15 protein-coding genes are annotated in these 19,014 nt (G+C 62.5%); 7 read left to right on the top strand and 8 right to left on the bottom strand.

Going from position 1 to position 19,014, the window contains the following annotated elements; genetic code table 11:
* Positions 1–86: 86 nt before the first annotated feature.
* Positions 87–1,154, bottom strand: coding sequence for a bifunctional DNA-binding transcriptional regulator/O6-methylguanine-DNA methyltransferase Ada (gene ada, locus RVAN_RS00075; RefSeq protein WP_013417713.1), 1,068 nt, complete (start codon positions 1,152–1,154; stop codon positions 87–89).
* Between the two features lie 71 nt (positions 1,155–1,225).
* On the bottom strand, positions 1,226–2,155 hold the full coding sequence (locus RVAN_RS00070; protein ID WP_013417712.1) for a LysR family transcriptional regulator: 930 nt from the start codon (positions 2,153–2,155) through the stop codon (positions 1,226–1,228).
* Between the two features lie 173 nt (positions 2,156–2,328).
* On the opposite strand from RVAN_RS00070, the gene RVAN_RS00065 reads away from it, so the two are divergent.
* The 7 genes from RVAN_RS00065 to rpe all read left to right on the top strand — a co-directional run bounded on the left by RVAN_RS00065 (position 2,329) and on the right by rpe (position 10,094).
* Positions 2,329–3,363 carry a class 1 fructose-bisphosphatase gene (locus tag RVAN_RS00065; protein ID WP_013417711.1) on the top strand — a complete coding sequence of 345 codons (1,035 nt, stop codon included), beginning with the start codon at positions 2,329–2,331 and terminating at the stop codon, positions 3,361–3,363.
* Positions 3,364–3,372: 9 nt separating this feature from the next.
* Positions 3,373–4,254, top strand: a complete 882-nt coding sequence (locus RVAN_RS00060) for a phosphoribulokinase (RefSeq protein ID WP_013417710.1) — start codon at positions 3,373–3,375, stop codon at positions 4,252–4,254.
* A gap of 35 nt (positions 4,255–4,289) precedes the next feature.
* A complete protein-coding gene (tkt, locus tag RVAN_RS00055; protein ID WP_013417709.1) occupies positions 4,290–6,284 on the top strand; it encodes a transketolase in 1,995 nt (664 codons plus the stop codon).
* 63 nt (positions 6,285–6,347) lie between these two features.
* Complete coding sequence (locus RVAN_RS00050) at positions 6,348–7,805, top strand: form I ribulose bisphosphate carboxylase large subunit (protein WP_013417708.1); 1,458 nt, start codon at positions 6,348–6,350, stop codon at positions 7,803–7,805.
* A gap of 92 nt (positions 7,806–7,897) precedes the next feature.
* Positions 7,898–8,320 carry a ribulose bisphosphate carboxylase small subunit gene (locus tag RVAN_RS00045; protein ID WP_013417707.1) on the top strand — a complete coding sequence of 141 codons (423 nt, stop codon included), beginning with the start codon at positions 7,898–7,900 and terminating at the stop codon, positions 8,318–8,320.
* 149 nt (positions 8,321–8,469) lie between these two features.
* Entirely contained in the window at positions 8,470–9,408 is a 939-nt protein-coding gene (gene cbbX / locus RVAN_RS00040) for a CbbX protein (protein WP_049779147.1), read from the top strand.
* A gap of 20 nt (positions 9,409–9,428) precedes the next feature.
* Entirely contained in the window at positions 9,429–10,094 is a 666-nt protein-coding gene (gene rpe / locus RVAN_RS00035) for a ribulose-phosphate 3-epimerase (protein WP_013417705.1), read from the top strand.
* A 286-nt stretch (positions 10,095–10,380) separates the two neighbouring features.
* Here the strand turns inward: rpe and RVAN_RS00030 are convergent, their stop codons facing one another.
* The 6 genes from RVAN_RS00030 to RVAN_RS00005 form a co-directional block, all read right to left on the bottom strand.
* A complete protein-coding gene (locus RVAN_RS00030; protein WP_013417704.1) occupies positions 10,381–11,034 on the bottom strand; it encodes a hypothetical protein in 654 nt (217 codons plus the stop codon).
* A gap of 130 nt (positions 11,035–11,164) precedes the next feature.
* Positions 11,165–13,600 carry a DNA topoisomerase (ATP-hydrolyzing) subunit B gene (gene gyrB, locus RVAN_RS00025; protein WP_013417703.1) on the bottom strand — a complete coding sequence of 812 codons (2,436 nt, stop codon included), beginning with the start codon at positions 13,598–13,600 and terminating at the stop codon, positions 11,165–11,167.
* 49 nt (positions 13,601–13,649) lie between these two features.
* Entirely contained in the window at positions 13,650–14,852 is a 1,203-nt protein-coding gene (gene recF / locus RVAN_RS00020) for a DNA replication/repair protein RecF (RefSeq protein ID WP_013417702.1), read from the bottom strand.
* A 480-nt stretch (positions 14,853–15,332) separates the two neighbouring features.
* Entirely contained in the window at positions 15,333–16,454 is a 1,122-nt protein-coding gene (dnaN, locus tag RVAN_RS00015; protein WP_013417701.1) for a DNA polymerase III subunit beta, read from the bottom strand.
* A 93-nt stretch (positions 16,455–16,547) separates the two neighbouring features.
* Complete coding sequence (gene dnaA / locus RVAN_RS00010; RefSeq protein ID WP_013417700.1) at positions 16,548–18,041, bottom strand: chromosomal replication initiator protein DnaA; 1,494 nt, start codon at positions 18,039–18,041, stop codon at positions 16,548–16,550.
* 74 nt (positions 18,042–18,115) lie between these two features.
* Positions 18,116–18,460 carry a hypothetical protein gene (locus RVAN_RS00005; protein ID WP_041787113.1) on the bottom strand — a complete coding sequence of 115 codons (345 nt, stop codon included), beginning with the start codon at positions 18,458–18,460 and terminating at the stop codon, positions 18,116–18,118.
* Between the last annotated feature and the right edge of the window lie 554 nt (positions 18,461–19,014).

Below are 19,014 nucleotides of genomic sequence, written 5' to 3'. Positions count from 1 at the left end.
CACTCGGTTCACCGCTGCGCCGATCACGAGCGCATGCGTCCTTATAAAGTCTGCGTGCGCAGAAAAGGCAATCGCGGCCGCGCGCGTTAACGGCCCTCGCGCTTCAGGAGCGCGGCCTTGCGCTCCACGCCCCAGCGATACCCGGTCAGGGTGCCCCCCTTGCCGACGACGCGATGACACGGGATCGCAACGGCGATGGCGTTCGACGCGCAGGCCCGCGCCACGGCCCGGACGGCAGACGGACAGCCAGCCTTGGCGGCAAGTTCCCCGTACGTCATCGTTTCGCCCGGCGGAATTTCTCGCAACAGGCGCCAGATCTTTTCCTGAAAAACAGTGCCGCGAACATCGAGCGGCAGCGCGAAGGCGCGCGAAGGTTCCTCGACGAGCGTCACGACATCCGCCACCGCCTGCGAGAACGCTGCGTCCTCGGCGAGGCAGGCTCTTGCGAAACGCCGCCGGAAATCCGCAGCCAGCGCGTCCGCGCCGTCGCCCAGTTCGATGGCGCAGATGCCTTTTTGCGTCGCCGCGACGAGCACGAAGCCGAGCGAGCACGCCGCGACCGTGAAGCGGATGTGTTCGCCCGCGCCGCCTCTCGACAGCGCGCGCGGCCGCGCGCCGAGATCCGCGACGCCCTCGTAAAAGCGGCTGGGCGAGCCGTAGCCTGCCGCAGCAATGGCCGTCGTGACGCTTTCCCCCTGCCCCAGCGAATCGAGCGCGCGGCGCTTCTTGATCGCGGCGAAATAGCTGCCCGGCGTCATGCTGGTAGCGGCCTTGAACATGCGGTGGAAATGGTGGCGGCTCATGCCGCAGCTTCGCGCGATGGCGTCGAAGGCGGGGCGCCCTTCCGCGCTCTCGATCAGGGCGACCGCCTTCGCCACAAGCGCCGCCTCGCGTTCCGCCCGCGATGCGCCATCGGGATCGCAGCGCAGGCAGGCACGGAACCCGGCGCGCCGCGCTGCAGCCGCATCGGCGAAAAAGCGAACGTTCTCGCGGCGAGGCAGGCGCGACGGGCAACCGGGGCGGCAATAGATGCCGGTGGAGACGACGCCATAAACGAACGCGCGGTCCGCGTCAGCCTGGCGCTGCTCAAGCCTGGCCCAGCAGTCGCTCTCCCATAGGGCGCGGTCGAAAGCGGGCCGAGCGGCAAGCGTCATGATGGCGTCCTCGCGAAGTTATCGTGAGAGGATGCCTCGTCGGGCGCGCATTTGCATCCCGGTCGTTGCTTTCAGAGTGTGGATTTCCATTCCGCGATCGGTTGCGGCAGGAAGCTGTGCCCCTCGGAGGCGAGAAAGGCCCACATCACCTGCGCGGCGGGCATGACCGCCTTCTCCTTCAGCCGCACGACGTACCATTGCCGCATCATGGGCAGCCCCGCGACGTCGAGCATCACGAGCCGCCCATCGGCAATTTCGACCGCCACCGTGTGCGCCGAGATGAACGCAATACCGAGCCCCGCAATCACCGCCTGCTTGATCGTCTCGTTCGAGCCGATTTCCATGCCAACGATGGGATCGAAGCGCGCCTCTTCGAACAGGCGCTCCATCAGGATGCGCGTGCCGGAGCCGGGCTCGCGGATGAAGAAGGTCTCGTTGGTGAGATCGGTAATGGAGATTTTCTGGCCCGCGAGCGGGTGCGTCGCCGCAGCGACGATGATATGCGGGTGCGGACCGAGGCTGGCGCTTTGCAGGTCGAGATTTTCCGGCGGACGGCCCATGAGGGCGATGTCGAGTTCCAGATCGCGAAGTGCGCGAATCGTTTCCTGCCGGTTGCCGACGGCGAGCCGGACCTCGACGCCCGGATGACGCTGACGAAACGCCGCAAGCGCTTTCGGCGCGAAATATTTTGCGGTACTGACGACGCCAGCCGACACGTGACCGCCTGCCACACCTTTCAACTGCTCCACTTCCTGACGGCACTCGGCGAGAAGAAGTTCGATCCGCTGCGCGGTTCTCAGCATGATCTGCCCGGCGCTGGTCGCGGTAGTCTTGTCGCCGATGCGTTCGAGCAGCGGCAACCCGACCGCCTGTTCAAGTTGCTGGATTTGCACCGTGATTGCAGGGGGGGTAACGTGAAGGCTCCGCGCGGCACCGGCCATCGAGCCCATTTTCGTGACGGCGGACAAAACCCGGAAATGCTTCAGCGTTATGTTTTTCACTCAAACAAGATAGACCGTTAGAAAAAGTTAATCAAAGGGAAAATAAATTAAAATTTACTTTCTGCGATGTCCTGCACATAGTCGCAAAAATCGTGCTCAAAAAACAGTCGGTCACTCACCAGTGATGAGATAAGAATAATAACGTGTCAATGACCGACAGGGAGGAATTGCGGATGGGCGTTCATGCAAGTCTGCGTGAGCATTTGGCCGAATGGGCTGCAGAGGACGCGCAGAAGCGCGCTGTCGCCGAGACGGTTGAAAATCTTGCGAAAGCCGGTATCGAGATCGCGAAAATCATCGCGCTCGGGCCGCTGGCGGGCGATATGGCAAGCGCGCGCGGCGAAGGCGGCGGCGGCGATACGCAGAAGGAACTCGATTTCCTCTCCAACAAGATCGTCACCGATGCGCTGAAGGCGTCGCCGGTTGCCTGGCTCGGGTCCGAGGAAGACGAGAAGGCGGTCGCTCTCAACGCGGGCGCTCCGCTCGCGGTCAATACCGATCCGCTCGACGGCTCGTCGAACATCGACACCAACATGTCGATCGGTACGATCTTTTCGATCCTGCCCAACAAGGAGCAGGCGGCGCTGCTCCAGCCCGGTCGCAACCAGCTTTGCGCGGGCTACATCGTCTACGGTCCGCAAACAGCCATCGTGCTGACGGTCGGACAGGGAACGCATATTTTCTGGCTCGACCCGCGCACCGGCGAATTCGTGCTCGGCAAGGCGAACGTGCAGATCCCGGTCGAGACGAAGGAATACGCGATCAACTCGTCCAATTTCCGGCATTGGGACGACAAGATGAAGTCCTACATCGTCGACTGCAAGCTCGGCAAGGACGGCCCGCGCAAGAAGGATTTCAACATGCGCTGGCTCGGCTCGCTCGTGGCCGACGGCTTCCGCATCCTGACGCGCGGCGGCATCTATCTCTACCCGGCCGACATCCGCAAGGGCTACACCAACGGCCGCCTGCGTCTCCTCTACGAAGCGAACCCGATCGGCATGCTCATCGAACAGGCAGGCGGTGCCTGCACGCAGGGCAAGACGCGCATACTCGATCTCGAACCGATCTCGCTGCACCAGCACGTGCCGCTGGTCTTCGGCTCGAAGAAAGAGGTCGAGGAAGTCGCCTATTATTACAATCAGCCCCCGGCGACGGGCGAACACTCCCCCCTGTTTTCTCAGCGCGGCCTCTTCAGCTCGGTTCGGTAGGTCACGAATATGTCTTCCAAATTCCCCATCATTTCCGTCACCGGGTCGTCGGGCGCTGGCACATCCACGGTCAAGCACACGTTCGAGCAGATTTTCCGCCGCGAAGGCATCCAGCCGGCTTTCATCGAGGGCGACGCGTACCACCTCTACGACCGCGCCTCCATGAAGAAGGCGATGGCCGAGGAGGAAGCGCGCGGCAACCGTCATCTGAGCCATTTCGGCCCGGATGCGAACCTCCTGAAGGAGCTTGAGGAAACCTTTCGCTCTTACGGCGCCACGGGAACGGGCAAGACGCGCCATTACGTTCACGACGCCGTCGAGGCCGAGAAATTCGGAGTGCCCGCCGGCACCTTCACGGAGTGGCAGGATCTGCCCGAGGGCAGCGACATCCTCTTCTATGAGGGTCTTCACGGCGCGGTTATGCTCAAGGAACAGGGTATCAACATCGCGAAGCACGCTGATCTGAAGATCGGCGTCGTACCGGTCATCAATCTGGAGTGGATCCAGAAGATGCATCGGGATAACAAGATGCGCGGCTATACACCTGAAGATGTGACGAAGACGATCCTTCGCCGCATGCCCGATTATGTGCACTACATCACGCCGCAATTCTCCGAAACGGACATCAACTTTCAGCGCGTGCCTACGGTCGACACGTCGAACCCGTTCGTTGCCCGGTGGATTCCGACACCCGACGAATCGCTCGTTGTGATCCGCTTCAAGGATCCGCGCGGGATTGACTTCGCGTATCTCAAGACCATGATCCAGGACAGTTTCATGAGCCGGGCGAATTCCATCGTCATTCCAGGGGGGAAGCTCGACCTCGCGATGCAGCTTATCCTTACGCCGATGATCCACCGGCTCGTCGATCTCAAGCGGCGCTCGTCCTGAGCGCTCCGAACGCCGCGAACAGAAGAAAGACCAAAATGACAACTCCCGTTTCCAATCCGTCGCAACGCGACCTCGCAAACGCCATCCGCGCGCTGTCCATGGACGCGGTTGAAGCAGCCAATTCCGGCCATCCCGGCATGCCGATGGGTATGGCGGACGTCGCCGCCGTGCTGTTCACGAAGTTCCTGAAATTCGACGCGAGCGCGCCGAAATGGCCCGACCGCGACCGCTTCGTGCTGTCGGCCGGCCACGGCTCGATGCTGCTTTATTCGCTCCTTTATCTCACCGGCTCACCGGATGTGACCATCGAGGAAGTGAAGAAGTTCCGTCAGCTTCACTCGAAGACGCCGGGGCATCCCGAATATGGCCACACGCAGGGCGTCGAGACGACGACCGGGCCGCTCGGCCAAGGCATCAGCACCGCCGTCGGCATGGCCATCGCGGAGCGGCTGCTCGGGGCGCGGTTCGGCGACAAGGTTGTGGATCACCACACCTATGCCATCGTGGGCGACGGCTGTCTGATGGAAGGCATCAGCCATGAGGCCATCGACCTCGCGGGCCACCTGAAGCTCAACAAGCTGATCGTTCTCTGGGACGACAACTCGATCTCCATCGACGGCTCGACAAGCCTCTCCACCTCCACGGATCAGGTGAAGCGCTTCGAGGCGGCGGGCTGGAACGCCGTCCGCGTCGATGGCCACAACGCCGCCGAAGTCGAAGCCGCCATCGCCAAGGCGAAGACGAGCGACAAGCCGACGCTCATCGCGTGCAAGACCATCATCGGTTTCGGCGCGCCGAACAAGCAGGGCTCGGAGAAGACGCACGGCGCGCCGCTCGGCAAGGACGAAATCGCCGCCGCGCGCGAATTCCTCGGCTGGCCCTACGCGCCGTTCGAGGTGCCGGAGCCGATCCTTTCGACGTGGCGTGCGGCGGGCACGCGTGGCAAGGCCGAACATGCCGCCTGGCATGAGCGCCTGTCGCAGCTCACCGCGGACGAGCGCGCCCATTTCGAGCGGATGATCGAGGGCGAATTGCCCGCGAGCGTGAAGGAAGCGCTCGACGCTTTCATCGCGAAAAACGTGGCGGAGAAGCCGAAGCTCGCGACGCGCAAATCGTCGGAGATGGCGCTTCAGGTCATCAACGACGCCACCGACATGACCATCGGCGGCTCGGCCGACCTCACGCACTCGAATTACACCATCACCAGGGGCATGAAGTCGATCACGCCCGATGACTTCACGGGCCGCTACCTCCATTACGGCATCCGCGAGCACATAATGGGCGCGGCCATGAACGGCATCGCGCTGCATGGCGGCTTCGTGCCCTATGGCGGAACGTTCCTCGTGTTCTCCGACTACCTGCGCGGCTCGATCCGGCTTTCCGCGCTGATGGGCCTTCGCGTCCTCTACGTGCTGACGCATGACTCCATCGGCGTCGGCGAGGACGGACCGACGCATCAGCCGATCGAACACCTCGCGAGCCTTCGCGCGCTGCCGAACGTCAACGTGTTCCGCCCTGCGGACATCGTCGAGACGGCCGAAGCCTACGAGATCGCGCTTGCATCGAAGCATACGCCTTCGGTGCTGGCGCTGTCGCGGCAGAACCTCCCGACCGTTCGCACGGAAGCTTCGAGCGAAAACCTTACCGCAAAGGGCGCATATGTTCTCCGCGGCGACGCCAAAGCCCCGCGCGACGTGACGCTCATCGCCACGGGATCGGAAATCGAACTCGCGGTTTCCGCAGCCGAGCAGTTGAACGCCGAGGGCGTGAAAACCGTCGTCGTGTCGATGCCGTGCTTCGAACTGTTCGAGGCACAGCCGGAAGCCTACCGCGCGGAAGTGCTCGGCACCGCGCCGCGCATCGCCATCGAGGCGGCGGGCCGCTTCGGCTGGGATCGCTGGATCGGCGACAAGGGTGCGTTCGTCGGCATGAACGGATTCGGCGCGTCAGGCCCGGCGCCGCAGGTCTACAAGGAATTCGGCATCACGGTGGAAGCCGTTATCGCCGCCGCAAAAAAACTCGTCGCTTGAGGCGTGGCCGGGAAGTTCCCGACCACCACTAAACAAAGTGTAGATACAAGGAAGGTGACACCCATGAGTGACAAATCTGAAACGGTTAAGGGTGAGGACCGCTACAAGGCGGGCGTAATGTCCTACAAGAAGATGGGGTATTGGGAGCCCGACTATCAGCCGAAAGAGACCGATCTCATCGCGCTCTTCCGGGTTACGCCGCAAGATGGCGTGGACCCGATCGAGGCGTCCGCCGCTGTGGCTGGCGAAAGCTCGACCGCCACATGGACCGTGGTGTGGACCGACCGCCTCACCGCGTCGGAGAAGTACCGCGCGAAATGTTACCGCGTCGATCCGGTGCCGAACGCGCCCGGCTCCTACTTCGCCTACATCGCCTACGACCTCGACCTTTTCGAGGGCGGCTCCATCTCGAACCTCACGGCGTCGATTATCGGCAACGTGTTCGGCTTCAAGCCGTTGAAGGCGCTGCGCCTCGAAGACATGCGGTTGCCCGTCGCCTATGTGAAGACGTTCGACGGCCCGCCGGCCGGTATCATCGTGGAACGTGAGCGCCTCGACAAGTTCGGCCGCCCGCTGCTCGGCGCGACCGTGAAGCCGAAGCTCGGCCTTTCAGGCCGCAACTACGGCCGCGTGGTCTATGAGGCGCTCAAGGGCGGCCTCGACTTCACGAAGGACGACGAGAACATCAACTCGCAGCCCTTCATGCATTGGCGCGAACGCTTCCTGTACTGCATGGAAGCCGTGAACAAGGCGCAGGCGGAGACGGGCGAGATCAAGGGCTCGTACCTCAACATCACCGCCGGCACGATGGAAGAGATGTACAAGCGCGCCGAGTACGCGAAGGAACTTGGCTCCTGCATCGTGATGATCGACCTCGTGATCGGCTATGTCGCGATCCAGTCGATTTCGAAGTGGGCGCGCGACAACAACATGCTGCTTCACCTGCACCGCGCGGGCCACTCGACCTACACGCGCCAGAAGAGCCACGGCGTTTCCTTCCGCGTCATCTCCAAGTGGATGCGTCTCGCGGGCGTCGACCATATCCACGCGGGCACCGTCGTCGGCAAGCTCGAAGGCGATCCGCTGACCACCGCCGGTTACTACGACATCCTGCGCGAAGACTTCGTGCCGCAGAACCTTGAGCACGGCGTGTTCTTCGACCAGCCGTGGGCTTCGCTCGGCAAGGTGATGCCGGTGGCTTCCGGCGGTATCCACGCAGGCCAGATGCATCAGCTCATCCACTATCTGGGCGAGGACGTGGTGCTTCAGTTCGGCGGCGGCACCATCGGCCACCCCTACGGCATCCAGGCTGGCGCGACCGCGAACCGCGTAGCGCTCGAAGCGATGATCTTCGCGCGCAACGAAGGCCGCGACTATCTCGCCGAAGGCCCGCAGATCCTGAAGGACGCCGCGAAGACCTGCACGCCGCTGAGGCAGGCGCTCGATACATGGGGGGACGTGACGTTCGACTACACGTCCACGGACACGCCGGACTTCGTGCCGACGCCGACCGCTTCCTAAGCCAGCGAGTGCCAAGGCCGGGGTCGCCCCGGCCATCCTTCGAATTTCACTCAGGCCTCCGCACGCGGAGAGCAGAATACCGAGGAAACCTAATGCGCATCACCCAAGGACAGTTTTCCTTCCTGCCCGATCTGACGGACGAGCAGATCGCGAAACAGGTGCAGTACGCCATCGAAAAGGGCTGGGCCGTGAACATCGAGTTCACCGACGACCCGCATCCCCGCAACTCCTATTGGGAAATGTGGGGCCTGCCGATGTTCGACATCAAGGACGCCGCGGCGGTAGTCTCCGAGCTTCAGGCCTGCCGCAAGGTCTATAGCGGGCGTTACTACATCCGCATCTCGGCATTCGACGCGACGCATGGCTGGGAATCGCTCCGCATGTCGTTCATCGTGGATCGCCCCGCCGAAGAGCCCGGCTTCGACCTTGAGCGGCAGGAAGTCGACGGCCGCAATATCCGCTACACCACGCGCCCCTACGCGACGGTGAAGCCCTCGGGCCAGCGCTATTCGTAAGCATCGCGCGGAACATAGCGGACATGGAAACGTGGACATGGCTGGAAAACCGGCCATGTCTTTCCTTTGCGGATTGAAATACGGCCATCGTCACCATTCTTGAGGGATGGGCGGAATGGCACCAATCGCTAGTGCGGGCGTGTCGGCCCATGGAGGAAGACGTGAGCGTGACGGCGGAACAGAACGAAAATGCGGCGGCGAACGAGACGATCGACCTGCGCCGCGACTATGAAGAATCGGGCGTCGGCGAGGTGCTCGACCAGCTCGACCGCGAACTGATCGGGCTTAAGCCGGTCAAGACGCGCCTGCGCGAAATCGCGGCGCTGCTTCTGGTTGAGCGCGCGCGGAAGCGCCTCGGTCTCGTCAATGAAGCACCGACGCTGCATATGAGCTTCACCGGCAATCCCGGCACCGGCAAGACGACCGTGGCCATGCGCATGGCGAACATCCTGCACCGCCTCGGCTATGTGCGGCGCGGCCAGCTCGTCTCCGTGACGCGCGACGACCTCGTCGGCCAGTATATCGGCCACACCGCGCCGAAAACGAAGGAAGTGCTGAAGAAGGCGATGGGCGGCGTGCTGTTCATCGATGAAGCGTATTACCTTTATCGCCCGGAGAACGAGCGCGATTACGGCCAGGAATCCATCGAAATCCTGCTTCAGGTGATGGAAAACCAGCGCGAAGACCTCGTCGTGATCCTCGCAGGCTACTCCGACCGCATGGACAAGTTCTTCACGGCGAATCCCGGCTTCCGCAGCCGCATAGCCCATCACATCGACTTCCCGGACTATTCGGACGGCGAGTTGCTTGAAATCGCGGACAAGATGCTGGATCACCAGAATTATTATCTGTCGCCGGAAGCAAAGGTTGCGCTCGCCGACTATATCGAGAAGCGCCGCCAGCAGCCGCACTTTTCGAATGCGCGTTCGATTCGCAACGCGCTGGACCGCGCTCGGCTCCGTCAGGCGAACCGGCTGTTCGCGCACACGGGCGGGGCGTTGACCGCCAACCAGCTTTCGGAAATAACCGCCGAAGACATCCTTGCAAGCCGCGTCTTCAAGGTCGCGGCCGAAAGCCAGAACCAATAACGAAACAACAGGATACGCCCATGTCCTCGCTCCCGCTCATCGCGCCGTCCATCCTTTCCGCAGACTTCGCCCGCTTCGGCGAAGAAGTACGCGCCATCGACGAAGCGGGCGCCGACTGGGTTCATGTGGACGTGATGGACGGCCATTTTGTGCCGAACATCACATTTGGCCCGCGCTTGGTGGAATGTATTCGCCCGTGGACGAAGAAGCTGCTCGACGTGCATCTGATGATCGCGCCAGCCGATCCGTATCTCGAAGCGTTCGCGAAAGCCGGCTCCGACATCATCACTGTGCATGCGGAGGCGGGGCCGCATCTCGACCGCTCGCTTCAGGTGATCCGCTCCCTCGGCAAGAAGGCGGGCGTCTCGCTCAATCCGTCCACGCCGGAAAGCGTCATCGAATATGTGCTCGACAAGATCGACCTCGTGCTCGTGATGAGCGTCAACCCCGGCTTCGGCGGACAGGCGTTCCTGCCGTCGCAGGTGGAGAAGGTCCGGCGCATCGCGGCGATGATCCAGGGCCGACCCATCGCGCTTGAAGTGGACGGCGGCGTGACGCCCGAAACCGCGCCGCTGCTGGTTCAGGCAGGCGCGACCGCGCTCGTGGCTGGCTCGGCGGTGTTCAAAGGGGGCGAATATGCGAAGAACATCGCGGCGATCCGCGACGCGTGCCTGCTGACGGCTTGACCGGCGAAGAGGCGTCGTGTCCCGCGCGTGCCGGGCCCTTCGAAAGCGATGCCTCGGAAACTGGAAAACATTGTGTAGCGCTGGCGTGGCTTCAATCAATGGTCACGGATGCCTGCCGCTAGGGTGACCAACACGCCTGCGGCGACGAAATCCAGCGGTAAGTGGCCGGAGTGCTTCTCGGAGCGTGACCCGATCAGACGCGTCGAATCGATCGGTAAAAGCGCATATCAGGTGCCTGTCGCGTCTGATGTTCGATCTGCGATCTAGTGGGGCGCGCGATAACGCCCTAAACCCCGAAAGAAAAAGCCCAGTTGAAACCGCCCGGCGCCGTCACGTTTGCCGTGAATGGCTTCGCGGGCACGAGCGCGGCATTAGTTTGCGGTGCAGGCGCATTTTTCGGAGTTGCGGGCTGCCAGACCTTCGTCCAGACGTTGAAGCTCTCCGCCACGGCTCCCCAAGGATTGAAGGCGTTTTGGGCGAGCGCGGGATTCAGCCAAGGATTGAACGCCGCCCATGGGGCCAAAGCTGTGCCCGGCGCGAAGGAACTCAGCGGTGCGAAGCTTGTCAGCGGCGCTAGCAACTGCGGCTGCGACCATTGCGGGATGGCGGACGGAGGCGGCTTAAGTCCGAATGCGGCATAAGCCTGTGTGACGGCGGCAGAGGTTTCGCGCGCGGCACGTTCAAATGCAAGCGCGGCGGCTATCTGCGTGAACAGAAGATGCGAGCGATTGCCCAGCGTTTCGTAATGCCGCGCCCAGAACGAAATCGCCTCACGCAGGAAGTCGACGTAAAAATCGCCGAAGTCGCGCGGGCGGGCGGGCTCGGGTTTTGGCAGCGGAGCAGTTGCCCATGGCGCCGCGAAGTAATTGATCGACGCACCAGATGAAGCCGGGCGAGACTGCGTCTGCCCTGCCGGCGCGAATGCAAGAAACGGAAACATGACGGTCGCCCTCTGCGTCGAATATATCTTATCCGTGACATTAACGCAATTCATGTTGCGGTGCAACAATCATCGGCGGGGTTTTGGTGCGTCGCACAAAAACCCCGGGCGCCGATTGTATCCCTTCCTATCAGATATCCAGATTCGACACCGACAACGCGTTCTGCTGGATGAAGTCGCGGCGCGGTTCCACCACATCGCCCATGAGCTTGGCGAAAATCTCGTCCGCGTCCGCCAGCTCGCCGAGCTTCACCTGAAGGAGCGTGCGCACATTCGGATCGAGCGTCGTCTCGCGGAGCTGCTCCGGGTTCATCTCCCCGAGGCCTTTGTAGCGCTGCATGGTCACGCCCGCGCGCCCTGCGGCAAACACGGCGTTCAATAGATCGCGCGGCCCATGCAACGGCGTTTCCGTGCCCTTGCGCTCCAGCACCGTCTTGCCTGAGAAAAGCTCCGCCAATTCCGGGTGGTAGGTGTGCAGCTTGCGGGCGTCGGCCGAATGCGACAACGCGCTATCGATGGCGTGCGCCTCGCGGACGCTTCTCACCTCGCGCTCGAACACGAAGCCGCGATCGACACCGCGACTCCACGACCAGCCTTGCTCAGCCTCCTCGGACAACGCCTTCATCCGCTCGACCACCTTGTCGGCGAGCCGCCCGGCCTCCTCCTCGTCGTCATCGAGAAGCTTCGGATTGAGGAGGCCCGCGATGGCGGCCTGCTCCACTACGGCGCGCGAATAGCGCATATGCATCCCGTCGAGCACATGGCTGAAGGATCGTGCACGCTCCACGGCCTGACGCAGGTCGCGGCCCGAGCGGCGCTCGCCATTGTCGTTCACAAACACCGAGCCTTCCAGTCCGCCGTCGATCAGGAAGTCCTCGAAGGCGCGCTGATCCTTGAGATAATTCTCGGAGCTGCCGCGCTTCACCTTATACAGCGGCGGCTGAGCGATGTAGATATGCCCTGACTCGATGAGTTGCGGCATTTGCCGATAGAAGAACGTAAGCAACAGCGTGCGGATATGGGCGCCGTCGACGTCGGCGTCGGTCATGATAATGATGCGGTGATAGCGCAACTTCGCGATGTCGAAGTCGTCGCGGCCGATGCCGGTGCCAAGCGCCGTGATGAGCGTGCCGATTTCCTGGCTCGACAGCATCTTGTCGAAGCGCGCGCGCTCCACGTTGAGGATCTTGCCGCGGAGAGGCAGCACGGCCTGATTGGAACGGTCTCGACCCTGCTTGGCCGAGCCACCTGCGCTGTCGCCCTCGACGAGAAACACTTCCGATTTCGCGGGATCTCGCTCCTGGCAGTCTGCGAGCTTGCCGGGCAGGTTCGCCACGTCGAGAACGCCCTTGCGGCGCGTGAGCTCGCGCGCCTTCCGGGCCGCCTCGCGCGCCGCCGCCGCTTCCGCCACCTTGAGCAGGATCAGCTTGCCTTCAACCGGATGCTCCTCGAACCATGTGCCGAGGATGTCCGTCATGATGCTTTCAACGGCGGGGCGCACCTCGGACGAAACGAGCTTGTCTTTCGTCTGGCTGGAGAACTTCGGGTCCGCCACCTTCACCGACAGCACGCAGGTCAGGCCTTCGCGTGCGTCGTCGCCGGTGAGCTGAACTTTTTCCCTCTTCGCCACGCCGGTTGCTGCGGCGTAGGTGTTGATGGTTCGCGTGAGCGCCGCGCGGAAGCCGGCCAAATGTGTACCGCCATCGCGCTGCGGGATGTTGTTCGTGAAGCAGAGCACGTTCTCGTGGTAGCCGTCGTTCCACCAAAGCGCGGCCTCCACGGCGACACCCTCGCGGTCCGCCCTGACGAAAACCGGCACCGGAAAAAGGGGCGTTCTCGCGCGGTCGAGATATTCCACGAAGGCTTTGAGGCCGCCCTCATACTTGAATTCACTCTTGACCGGCTCGACGCCGCGCAGATCGTTCAGCCTGATGTAGACGCCGGAATTCAGGAATGCGAGTTCGCGCAGGCGGAATTCAAGCGTCGCGTAGTCGAAGTCCACCATCGTGAACGTCGCCGGACTTGGCGTGAAGGTCACGCGAGTGCCGCGAAGATCCGGCGCCGGGCCGACGATCTTCAGCGGTTCGACCGGAACGCCGTCCGCGAACGCCATGAAATGCTCATGGCCGCTCCGCCAGATCGTGAGTTCAAGCCGCGTCGACAGTGCATTCACCACCGACACGCCCACGCCATGCAGACCGCCCGACACCTTGTAGGAATTCTGGTCGAACTTGCCGCCCGCATGGAGCTGCGTCATGATGACTTCGGCGGCGGAAACGCCTTCCTGCGAATGGATTTCCGTCGGAATGCCGCGTCCGTTGTCTTCCACTGTGACCGAGCCATCGGCGTTCAGCGTGACCGACACATAATCCGCATAACCGCCTAGCGCCTCGTCGATGGCGTTGTCCACCACCTCGTAGACCATGTGGTGGAGGCCCGAGCCGTCGTCCGTGTCGCCGATATACATGCCGGGGCGCTTGCGCACCGCATCGAGGCCCTTGAGAACCTTGATGCTCTCCGCGCCATAGGCTTCCACCTCAGCGTCCCTGCGTCTTGCTGCTTCCATCAATGCACCTGGTTGGGCCGCCCGGTGGGCGGCGAAGACATTCTCTTATTTAGTGTTTCGCAGCGCGTTCTGCATCATTCGCGGGCATTATAGTGCCGTTTGAAACAACGAAAAGCTGCGTTTCTGTGGCATTTCGCAAGGGAGTGAACGTGGCGAGATCCGTCCCCGTCATCCACACCTGTGCGTTGAGCGCGACAATAGACGAAAACAGCGCCTCGCGGCGGCCGATGTCGAGATGCGCGGCGATTTCATCGAGCAAAATCAGAGGCGCAATCCCGTCTGCCGCGCGCTTGATGAGCCGCGCCTGCGCCAGCACGAGCCCGACGAGCAGCGCCTTCTGCTCGCCCGTCGAGCACATTCTGGCGGGCATCGCCTTCGGCCCGTGGGCCACGTCGAGGTCAGAGCGATGCGGACCGGACAGCGTGCGCCCTGCCGCGCGGTCCCGGTCGCGGCCTTGTGCGAGAGCGCGGGCGTATCCGTCGCGCAGTTCGTCGCGCATGGTGTCTTCCGAAAGCGCGGCCGCCTGTTCCTCCAGCGTGCCGTTGAGGGTAAGCGCCGCCCACGGGAAAAGCGAGTCCGGATCGCGGTTGCGCTCCGCTTCGATCTCGCCGGAAAGCGCCGCAATGGCACGCGCCCGCGCGACCGCCATAGCTACGGCGGCCGCTGCCATCTGCGCTTCGATGGCGGTCAGCATCGGCGGCGAATCGAACTCTTCGAGCGCCTTGTTGCGCTGCCGCATCGCGCGCTCGAAAGCGGAGGCGGCCGCGCCATAGCCGGGGTCGAGGCTCAACACGAGCCGGTCGAGGAAGCGGCGGCGCTCGGCTGCCGGGCCTGTGAACAGGCCGTCCATCGAGGGCGTGAGCCACAGCATGCGGATGCGCACCAGCGCGCCGGAGCCCTTCGCAAGCGCGTGGTCGATCTTGACGGTGCGCGCCGCACGTGGCGTGAGCATCCCATCTGGCGGGAGTTGGATGCCGGTGCCGATATGCATGTCCTCACCCGCCACGCCAAGCTCGGCAGCGACGGCCCAGCCGCCCGAGCCTCCGCTTCGCGCAAGCTCGGGGAATGGCAACGAGCGAAGCCCGCGCCCGGCCGTCAGCAGCGACACAGCTTCGAGGCAGTTCGTCTTGCCCGCGCCATTCGCCCCGGCGAGCACAACGGGGCCGAGTCCGGTTACGAGCGTCACCGCCCTGTAATTGCGGAAGTCGGTGAGCGTCAGCTTGGCGATGGCGATTCGGTCGGTTGCGGGCATCGGAGTCCGTGCGGTGGCGCCAGTGCGCTTGGCGCGGGCAGTCGGCTTGAATTCGATCAGTGACCCGCAAAATCGGACGCCGGCTTTGCGGGTCATGCTCTGATAGGAACTTGGAGCGTTCGATTAATGCTCTCGTCGATTGTCCCTTTCAGCGCGCGCCCGACCAAACTTGCTAGTGAACATGCTTGCAATCCTGCTGAAAACGGAATGCACATGCTGGAATAAACGACTAGATAGCCAGTCTTGAATCGAGTGACGAAGAGAGGCTGATCGACAACGAAAACTTACAGCGTCGTGTTGGGCGACGCTGTACCAAGTTTTCGCGCGAAGTGGGGACGCGTCAAAGCAAAAACCCGAAGCCTATCCTCTGGCCATCCCGCGCCGACGAGCGTGACATGCGATAACGACGCCTAAGCCACGCGACATCAATCGCTGAAGAGTTTTATCCATGTACTGGTGCGACGATCGGCTTCCTTTCGCTCAAACGCGCATCGGCATGAGCACATACAGAGCAGACGCGTCCGTCTCGTCCGAAATCAGCGTTGGCGAGGAGCCATCCGCAAGCTTGAACAGCGCTTTCGTCCCGTCGATCTGGCCGGTGATATCGAGCAAATAGCGGGCGTTGAAGCCGATTTCGAGCGGTTCGTCTTGATACTCGGCCGAAATCTCCTCGGTCGCCGAGCCTGATTCGGGATTGTTCGCCGAGACGACGAGGCGTCCCTCGGCCGCATTGAGCTTCACCGCCCTGCCCTTCTCGGAGGAGAGGGTCGACACGCGGTCGACCGCCTTCACGAGATCTGCGTTTTCGAGCAACAGGAGCTTCTTGTTCGTTGTTGGTATGACGCGGGCATAATCGGGGAATGAGCCATCGATGAGCTTCGATGTGAGCACAACGTCACCCACAGCGAAGCGAATTTTCGCTGGCGACAGCGTCACCTCGACCGGCGCGGCGCCCGACTCGAGCAACTTGATCACTTCGCCGACCGCCTTGCGGGGAACGATCACGCCGGGCATTCCGCCCGCGCCGGCAGGGCATGCCGTTTCCACCTGCGCAAGACGATGACCGTCTGTCGCCACCGCGCGGAGCTTCCCGCCCTCCGGGCCATCGACCGCGTGGAGATAGATGCCATTCAGGTAATAGCGCGTCTCTTCGGTAGAGATGGCGAAGCGCGCCTTCTCGAACAGACGCTTGAGCTCGCCGCTGTCGACGGTGAAGCGTGTCGGCAGTTCGGTCTGCCCCATGTCGGGGAAGTCATCGGCGGGCAGGATCGCCAGTTCGAAGCTCGCGCGCCCGGTGGCCACCTTGAGGCGCCCCTCCTCGCCCTTGCGCTCGATACGGATTTCCGCGCCGTCAGGGAGTTTCCGAACAATATCGTGCAGCGTATGCGCAGGCACCGTCACCGCGCCCGTCACCTCGACCTTAGCAGGCACCGCTTCGACTGCCTCCATGTCGAGGTCGGTCGCCTTGAACGTGAGCCCTCCATCGCGATCCGCACCGATCAGGATGTTGCTCAGGATCGGTATGGTGTTCCGCCGCTCGACGATTCCCGTGATATGCCCCAGCGCGCGGAGCATTGCGTTCCGATCGACAACAAAGCGCATTAAAAACTACCCCCGCTGAAGCGGTGTTCTCCTTGTTAGGCAAGCATTTGAAGGCTGCGGCAACGAAGAGTCAAGCGCAGCCCGAGCGGCTCGTCAGACGTTGCCGTCCTTCAGCATGCGAGAAAGCGAATCGAGTTCGTCCTTCAGGACGCCATCCGCTTGTTTCAGCGACTCGATCTTGCGAATCGCGTGCAGCACGGTCGTGTGGTCGCGGCCACCGAAACGACGGCCGATTTCCGGCAGCGAGCGAGAGGTAAGCGTCTTCGCGAGATACATGCCGATCTGGCGCGGCCGCACGATGGACTGGTTGCGGCGGCTGGACAGCAGATCCCCGCGCTGAACGCCGTAATGCTTCGCGACGATGCGGAGAATGTCGTCGATCTTGACGCGTTTCGGCTCCTTCGAGCGGATCAGATCGCCGATGGTATTTTCGGCTGCATCCACCGTCACTTTTTCACCGGTGAGCTGCCAAGTCGCGTGCAAGCGCGTGATCGCGCCTTCGAGTTCGCGGCCATTTTCGGTGAGCTGCGTTGCAAGATATTCGAGCACATCGCCGGGCACTTCAAACCCGCGCGAGAGCGAAATCTTCTCCGCCGCGCGGCGCTGCAAGATCTTAAGCCGCAGGTCGAAGTCGAGCGCCGACATCTCCGCGACGAGGCCGCCGGACAGGCGCGAGCGCATCCGCGCGTCAAAGCTTTCCAGCAGCAAGGGTGCACAGTCCGCCGCGACAACCACCTGCTTGCCGCCGTCGATGAGCGAATTCAGCGTGTGGCAGAATTCCTGCTGGAAGGTGCGCCCTTGCAGGAATTCCATATCGTCGATGATGAGGAGGTCGATGGTACGCAGCTTTTCCTTGAACGCGGGCGCATCGCGCGTCTGAAGCGCTTCGGCGAAGCTGTACATGAAGCGCTCGGCGGTGAGGTAGAGCACCTTGGCATTCGGATTGCGCGCTTTCATTTCCCACGCGATGGCATGGAGAAGGTGCGTTTTGCCCATGCCGACGCGCGCATGAATGTACAGCGGATTGTACTTCAGGGGCTGTTCGGGAGTGCTTTCGGCGACCTGAAACGCCGCGGCGTGCGCGAGGCGGTTCGGCGAGCCGACGACGAAGGACTGGAAGGTGTAACGCGGGTCGAGCGGCGACCCCTCGAAACCTTCGAGCCCTGTGCGGCCGTCGCGGACAGGCGTGCTGATGACGCGAAGCGGAACGGTGGAGGAAGGGGTGGTCTGCGCCTTGGGCGTGGTCGACTCCGCAATGGACGCAGTCGGCGACGCCTTCTTCTCGACCGGCGCGAGATGGGGCTGGCGAACGCGGAATTCGAGGCGATTCACACCGTTCAGTTCGGTCCCGCAGCAGGCGAGCAGCTTGTCGGAATAATGAGATTGCAGCCAGTTGCGCAAAAACTTAGTCGGAACAGAAACCTGCACCACGCGTCCATCGCAGGAGTCCAACTCGACGCGGCCGAACCAGCTCGTAAAGACGTCTTCGCCGAGTTCGGCGCGCAGGCGGCTTTGTATACGCCGCCATTTGTGTTCGATCGACGTCTGTTCGATCGAAGAGGTTGTCGAGAGATTCAGGGCTTCCATTTCAACATCCTCGCGGCCCGCTCGGGGCCTCAGCGTTTCATCGGATATGTTTGTTCGGCCTTGGAAAATACGCGCTACGCCGCGAAGGCAAGCGCCCGGCCGTCGTCAATATCGAGCAAAGCGTCCTGACGGCCGGAAGTGACCGGTGTCAGAAAACGATGCGGCCTCGCCGCTTTTCCGGGGCGCCGTCGTGAGATCAGGCTGGAAGGACGATCCGGCTTATGCTGGGAAGGATGGCTGGCCATCGCGGGCGCAAAGACCGCGTCGGCAAGATCGGAAGCCAGGTTTTGAAACTCCCTCGACGCAACATAGGCCTTCCAGGGAAGGGAAGGGTGCTCGGCCTTCAAGGCTTCGACGCGGTGGCGGCTGCGAGGCCGCGACACGAGTCCGTGCGCATGATCCGAGAGAACCGGTCGCATATGGCGCGTCACCGGCAATTTCCACGCATATACACATACCGATTGCGGCAGTGCCGCGATGCATTCACTTCGCATACGTCTTCCTCCCGCCCAATGCCTTGCGGACAGAAGGTGAACACGAATCCGGACAGAATCCGGCGCGCACCGACTATCCATTGCCTGATCATGGACATCGCGCTTCACCCGTGGAGGCCACTCCACCTGGCTAAGCTCGGTACGCATTACAAGGTTACACTTTCAGGAGGGGAACAACCCCCGTTCGGAGATCCAACAATACAAAGGCTGGCGCTCCGGCGCAAGTGGGCTCCCCCTCTGCCCAAGCTCCAAATGCACACGCCAAGGTTGCATTTGGAGCGCCCCGTCCAAGCGCAAAATGGCTCGCAAGCGACTGGAATCGTTAACGATTCGTTTACTTCTGCGTCGACACAAAAAATGCGGGGCTGCCTGTTGGCGGCTCCCGCATTGGTTGCTGATTTTCGTCGATCGCATAAGCGCATTCAGCCCAGCGCGACGGGTGCTTTCGCACGCTAAGTGCTAAGCATTTGAAATCATTA

This window comes from Rhodomicrobium vannielii ATCC 17100, assembly GCF_000166055.1.
Taxonomy (GTDB): domain Bacteria; phylum Pseudomonadota; class Alphaproteobacteria; order Rhizobiales; family Rhodomicrobiaceae; genus Rhodomicrobium; species Rhodomicrobium vannielii.
This window is presented reverse-complemented; position numbering and strand designations above follow the sequence as displayed.

Coding starts and splice junctions, on each gene's coding strand:
- ada (WP_013417713.1), bottom strand. CDS start 1,154: ATGACGCTTGCCGCTCGGCCCGCTTTCGACCGCGCCCTATGGGAGAGC.
- RVAN_RS00065 (WP_013417711.1), top strand. CDS start 2,329: ATGGGCGTTCATGCAAGTCTGCGTGAGCATTTGGCCGAATGGGCTGCA.
- RVAN_RS00060 (WP_013417710.1), top strand. CDS start 3,373: ATGTCTTCCAAATTCCCCATCATTTCCGTCACCGGGTCGTCGGGCGCT.
- tkt (WP_013417709.1), top strand. CDS start 4,290: ATGACAACTCCCGTTTCCAATCCGTCGCAACGCGACCTCGCAAACGCC.
- RVAN_RS00050 (WP_013417708.1), top strand. CDS start 6,348: ATGAGTGACAAATCTGAAACGGTTAAGGGTGAGGACCGCTACAAGGCG.
- RVAN_RS00045 (WP_013417707.1), top strand. CDS start 7,898: ATGCGCATCACCCAAGGACAGTTTTCCTTCCTGCCCGATCTGACGGAC.
- cbbX (WP_049779147.1), top strand. CDS start 8,470: ATGGAGGAAGACGTGAGCGTGACGGCGGAACAGAACGAAAATGCGGCG.
- rpe (WP_013417705.1), top strand. CDS start 9,429: ATGTCCTCGCTCCCGCTCATCGCGCCGTCCATCCTTTCCGCAGACTTC.
- RVAN_RS00030 (WP_013417704.1), bottom strand. CDS start 11,034: ATGTTTCCGTTTCTTGCATTCGCGCCGGCAGGGCAGACGCAGTCTCGC.
- gyrB (WP_013417703.1), bottom strand. CDS start 13,600: ATGGAAGCAGCAAGACGCAGGGACGCTGAGGTGGAAGCCTATGGCGCG.
- recF (WP_013417702.1), bottom strand. CDS start 14,852: ATGCCCGCAACCGACCGAATCGCCATCGCCAAGCTGACGCTCACCGAC.
- dnaN (WP_013417701.1), bottom strand. CDS start 16,454: ATGCGCTTTGTTGTCGATCGGAACGCAATGCTCCGCGCGCTGGGGCAT.
- dnaA (WP_013417700.1), bottom strand. CDS start 18,041: ATGGAAGCCCTGAATCTCTCGACAACCTCTTCGATCGAACAGACGTCG.
- RVAN_RS00005 (WP_041787113.1), bottom strand. CDS start 18,460: ATGCGACCGGTTCTCTCGGATCATGCGCACGGACTCGTGTCGCGGCCT.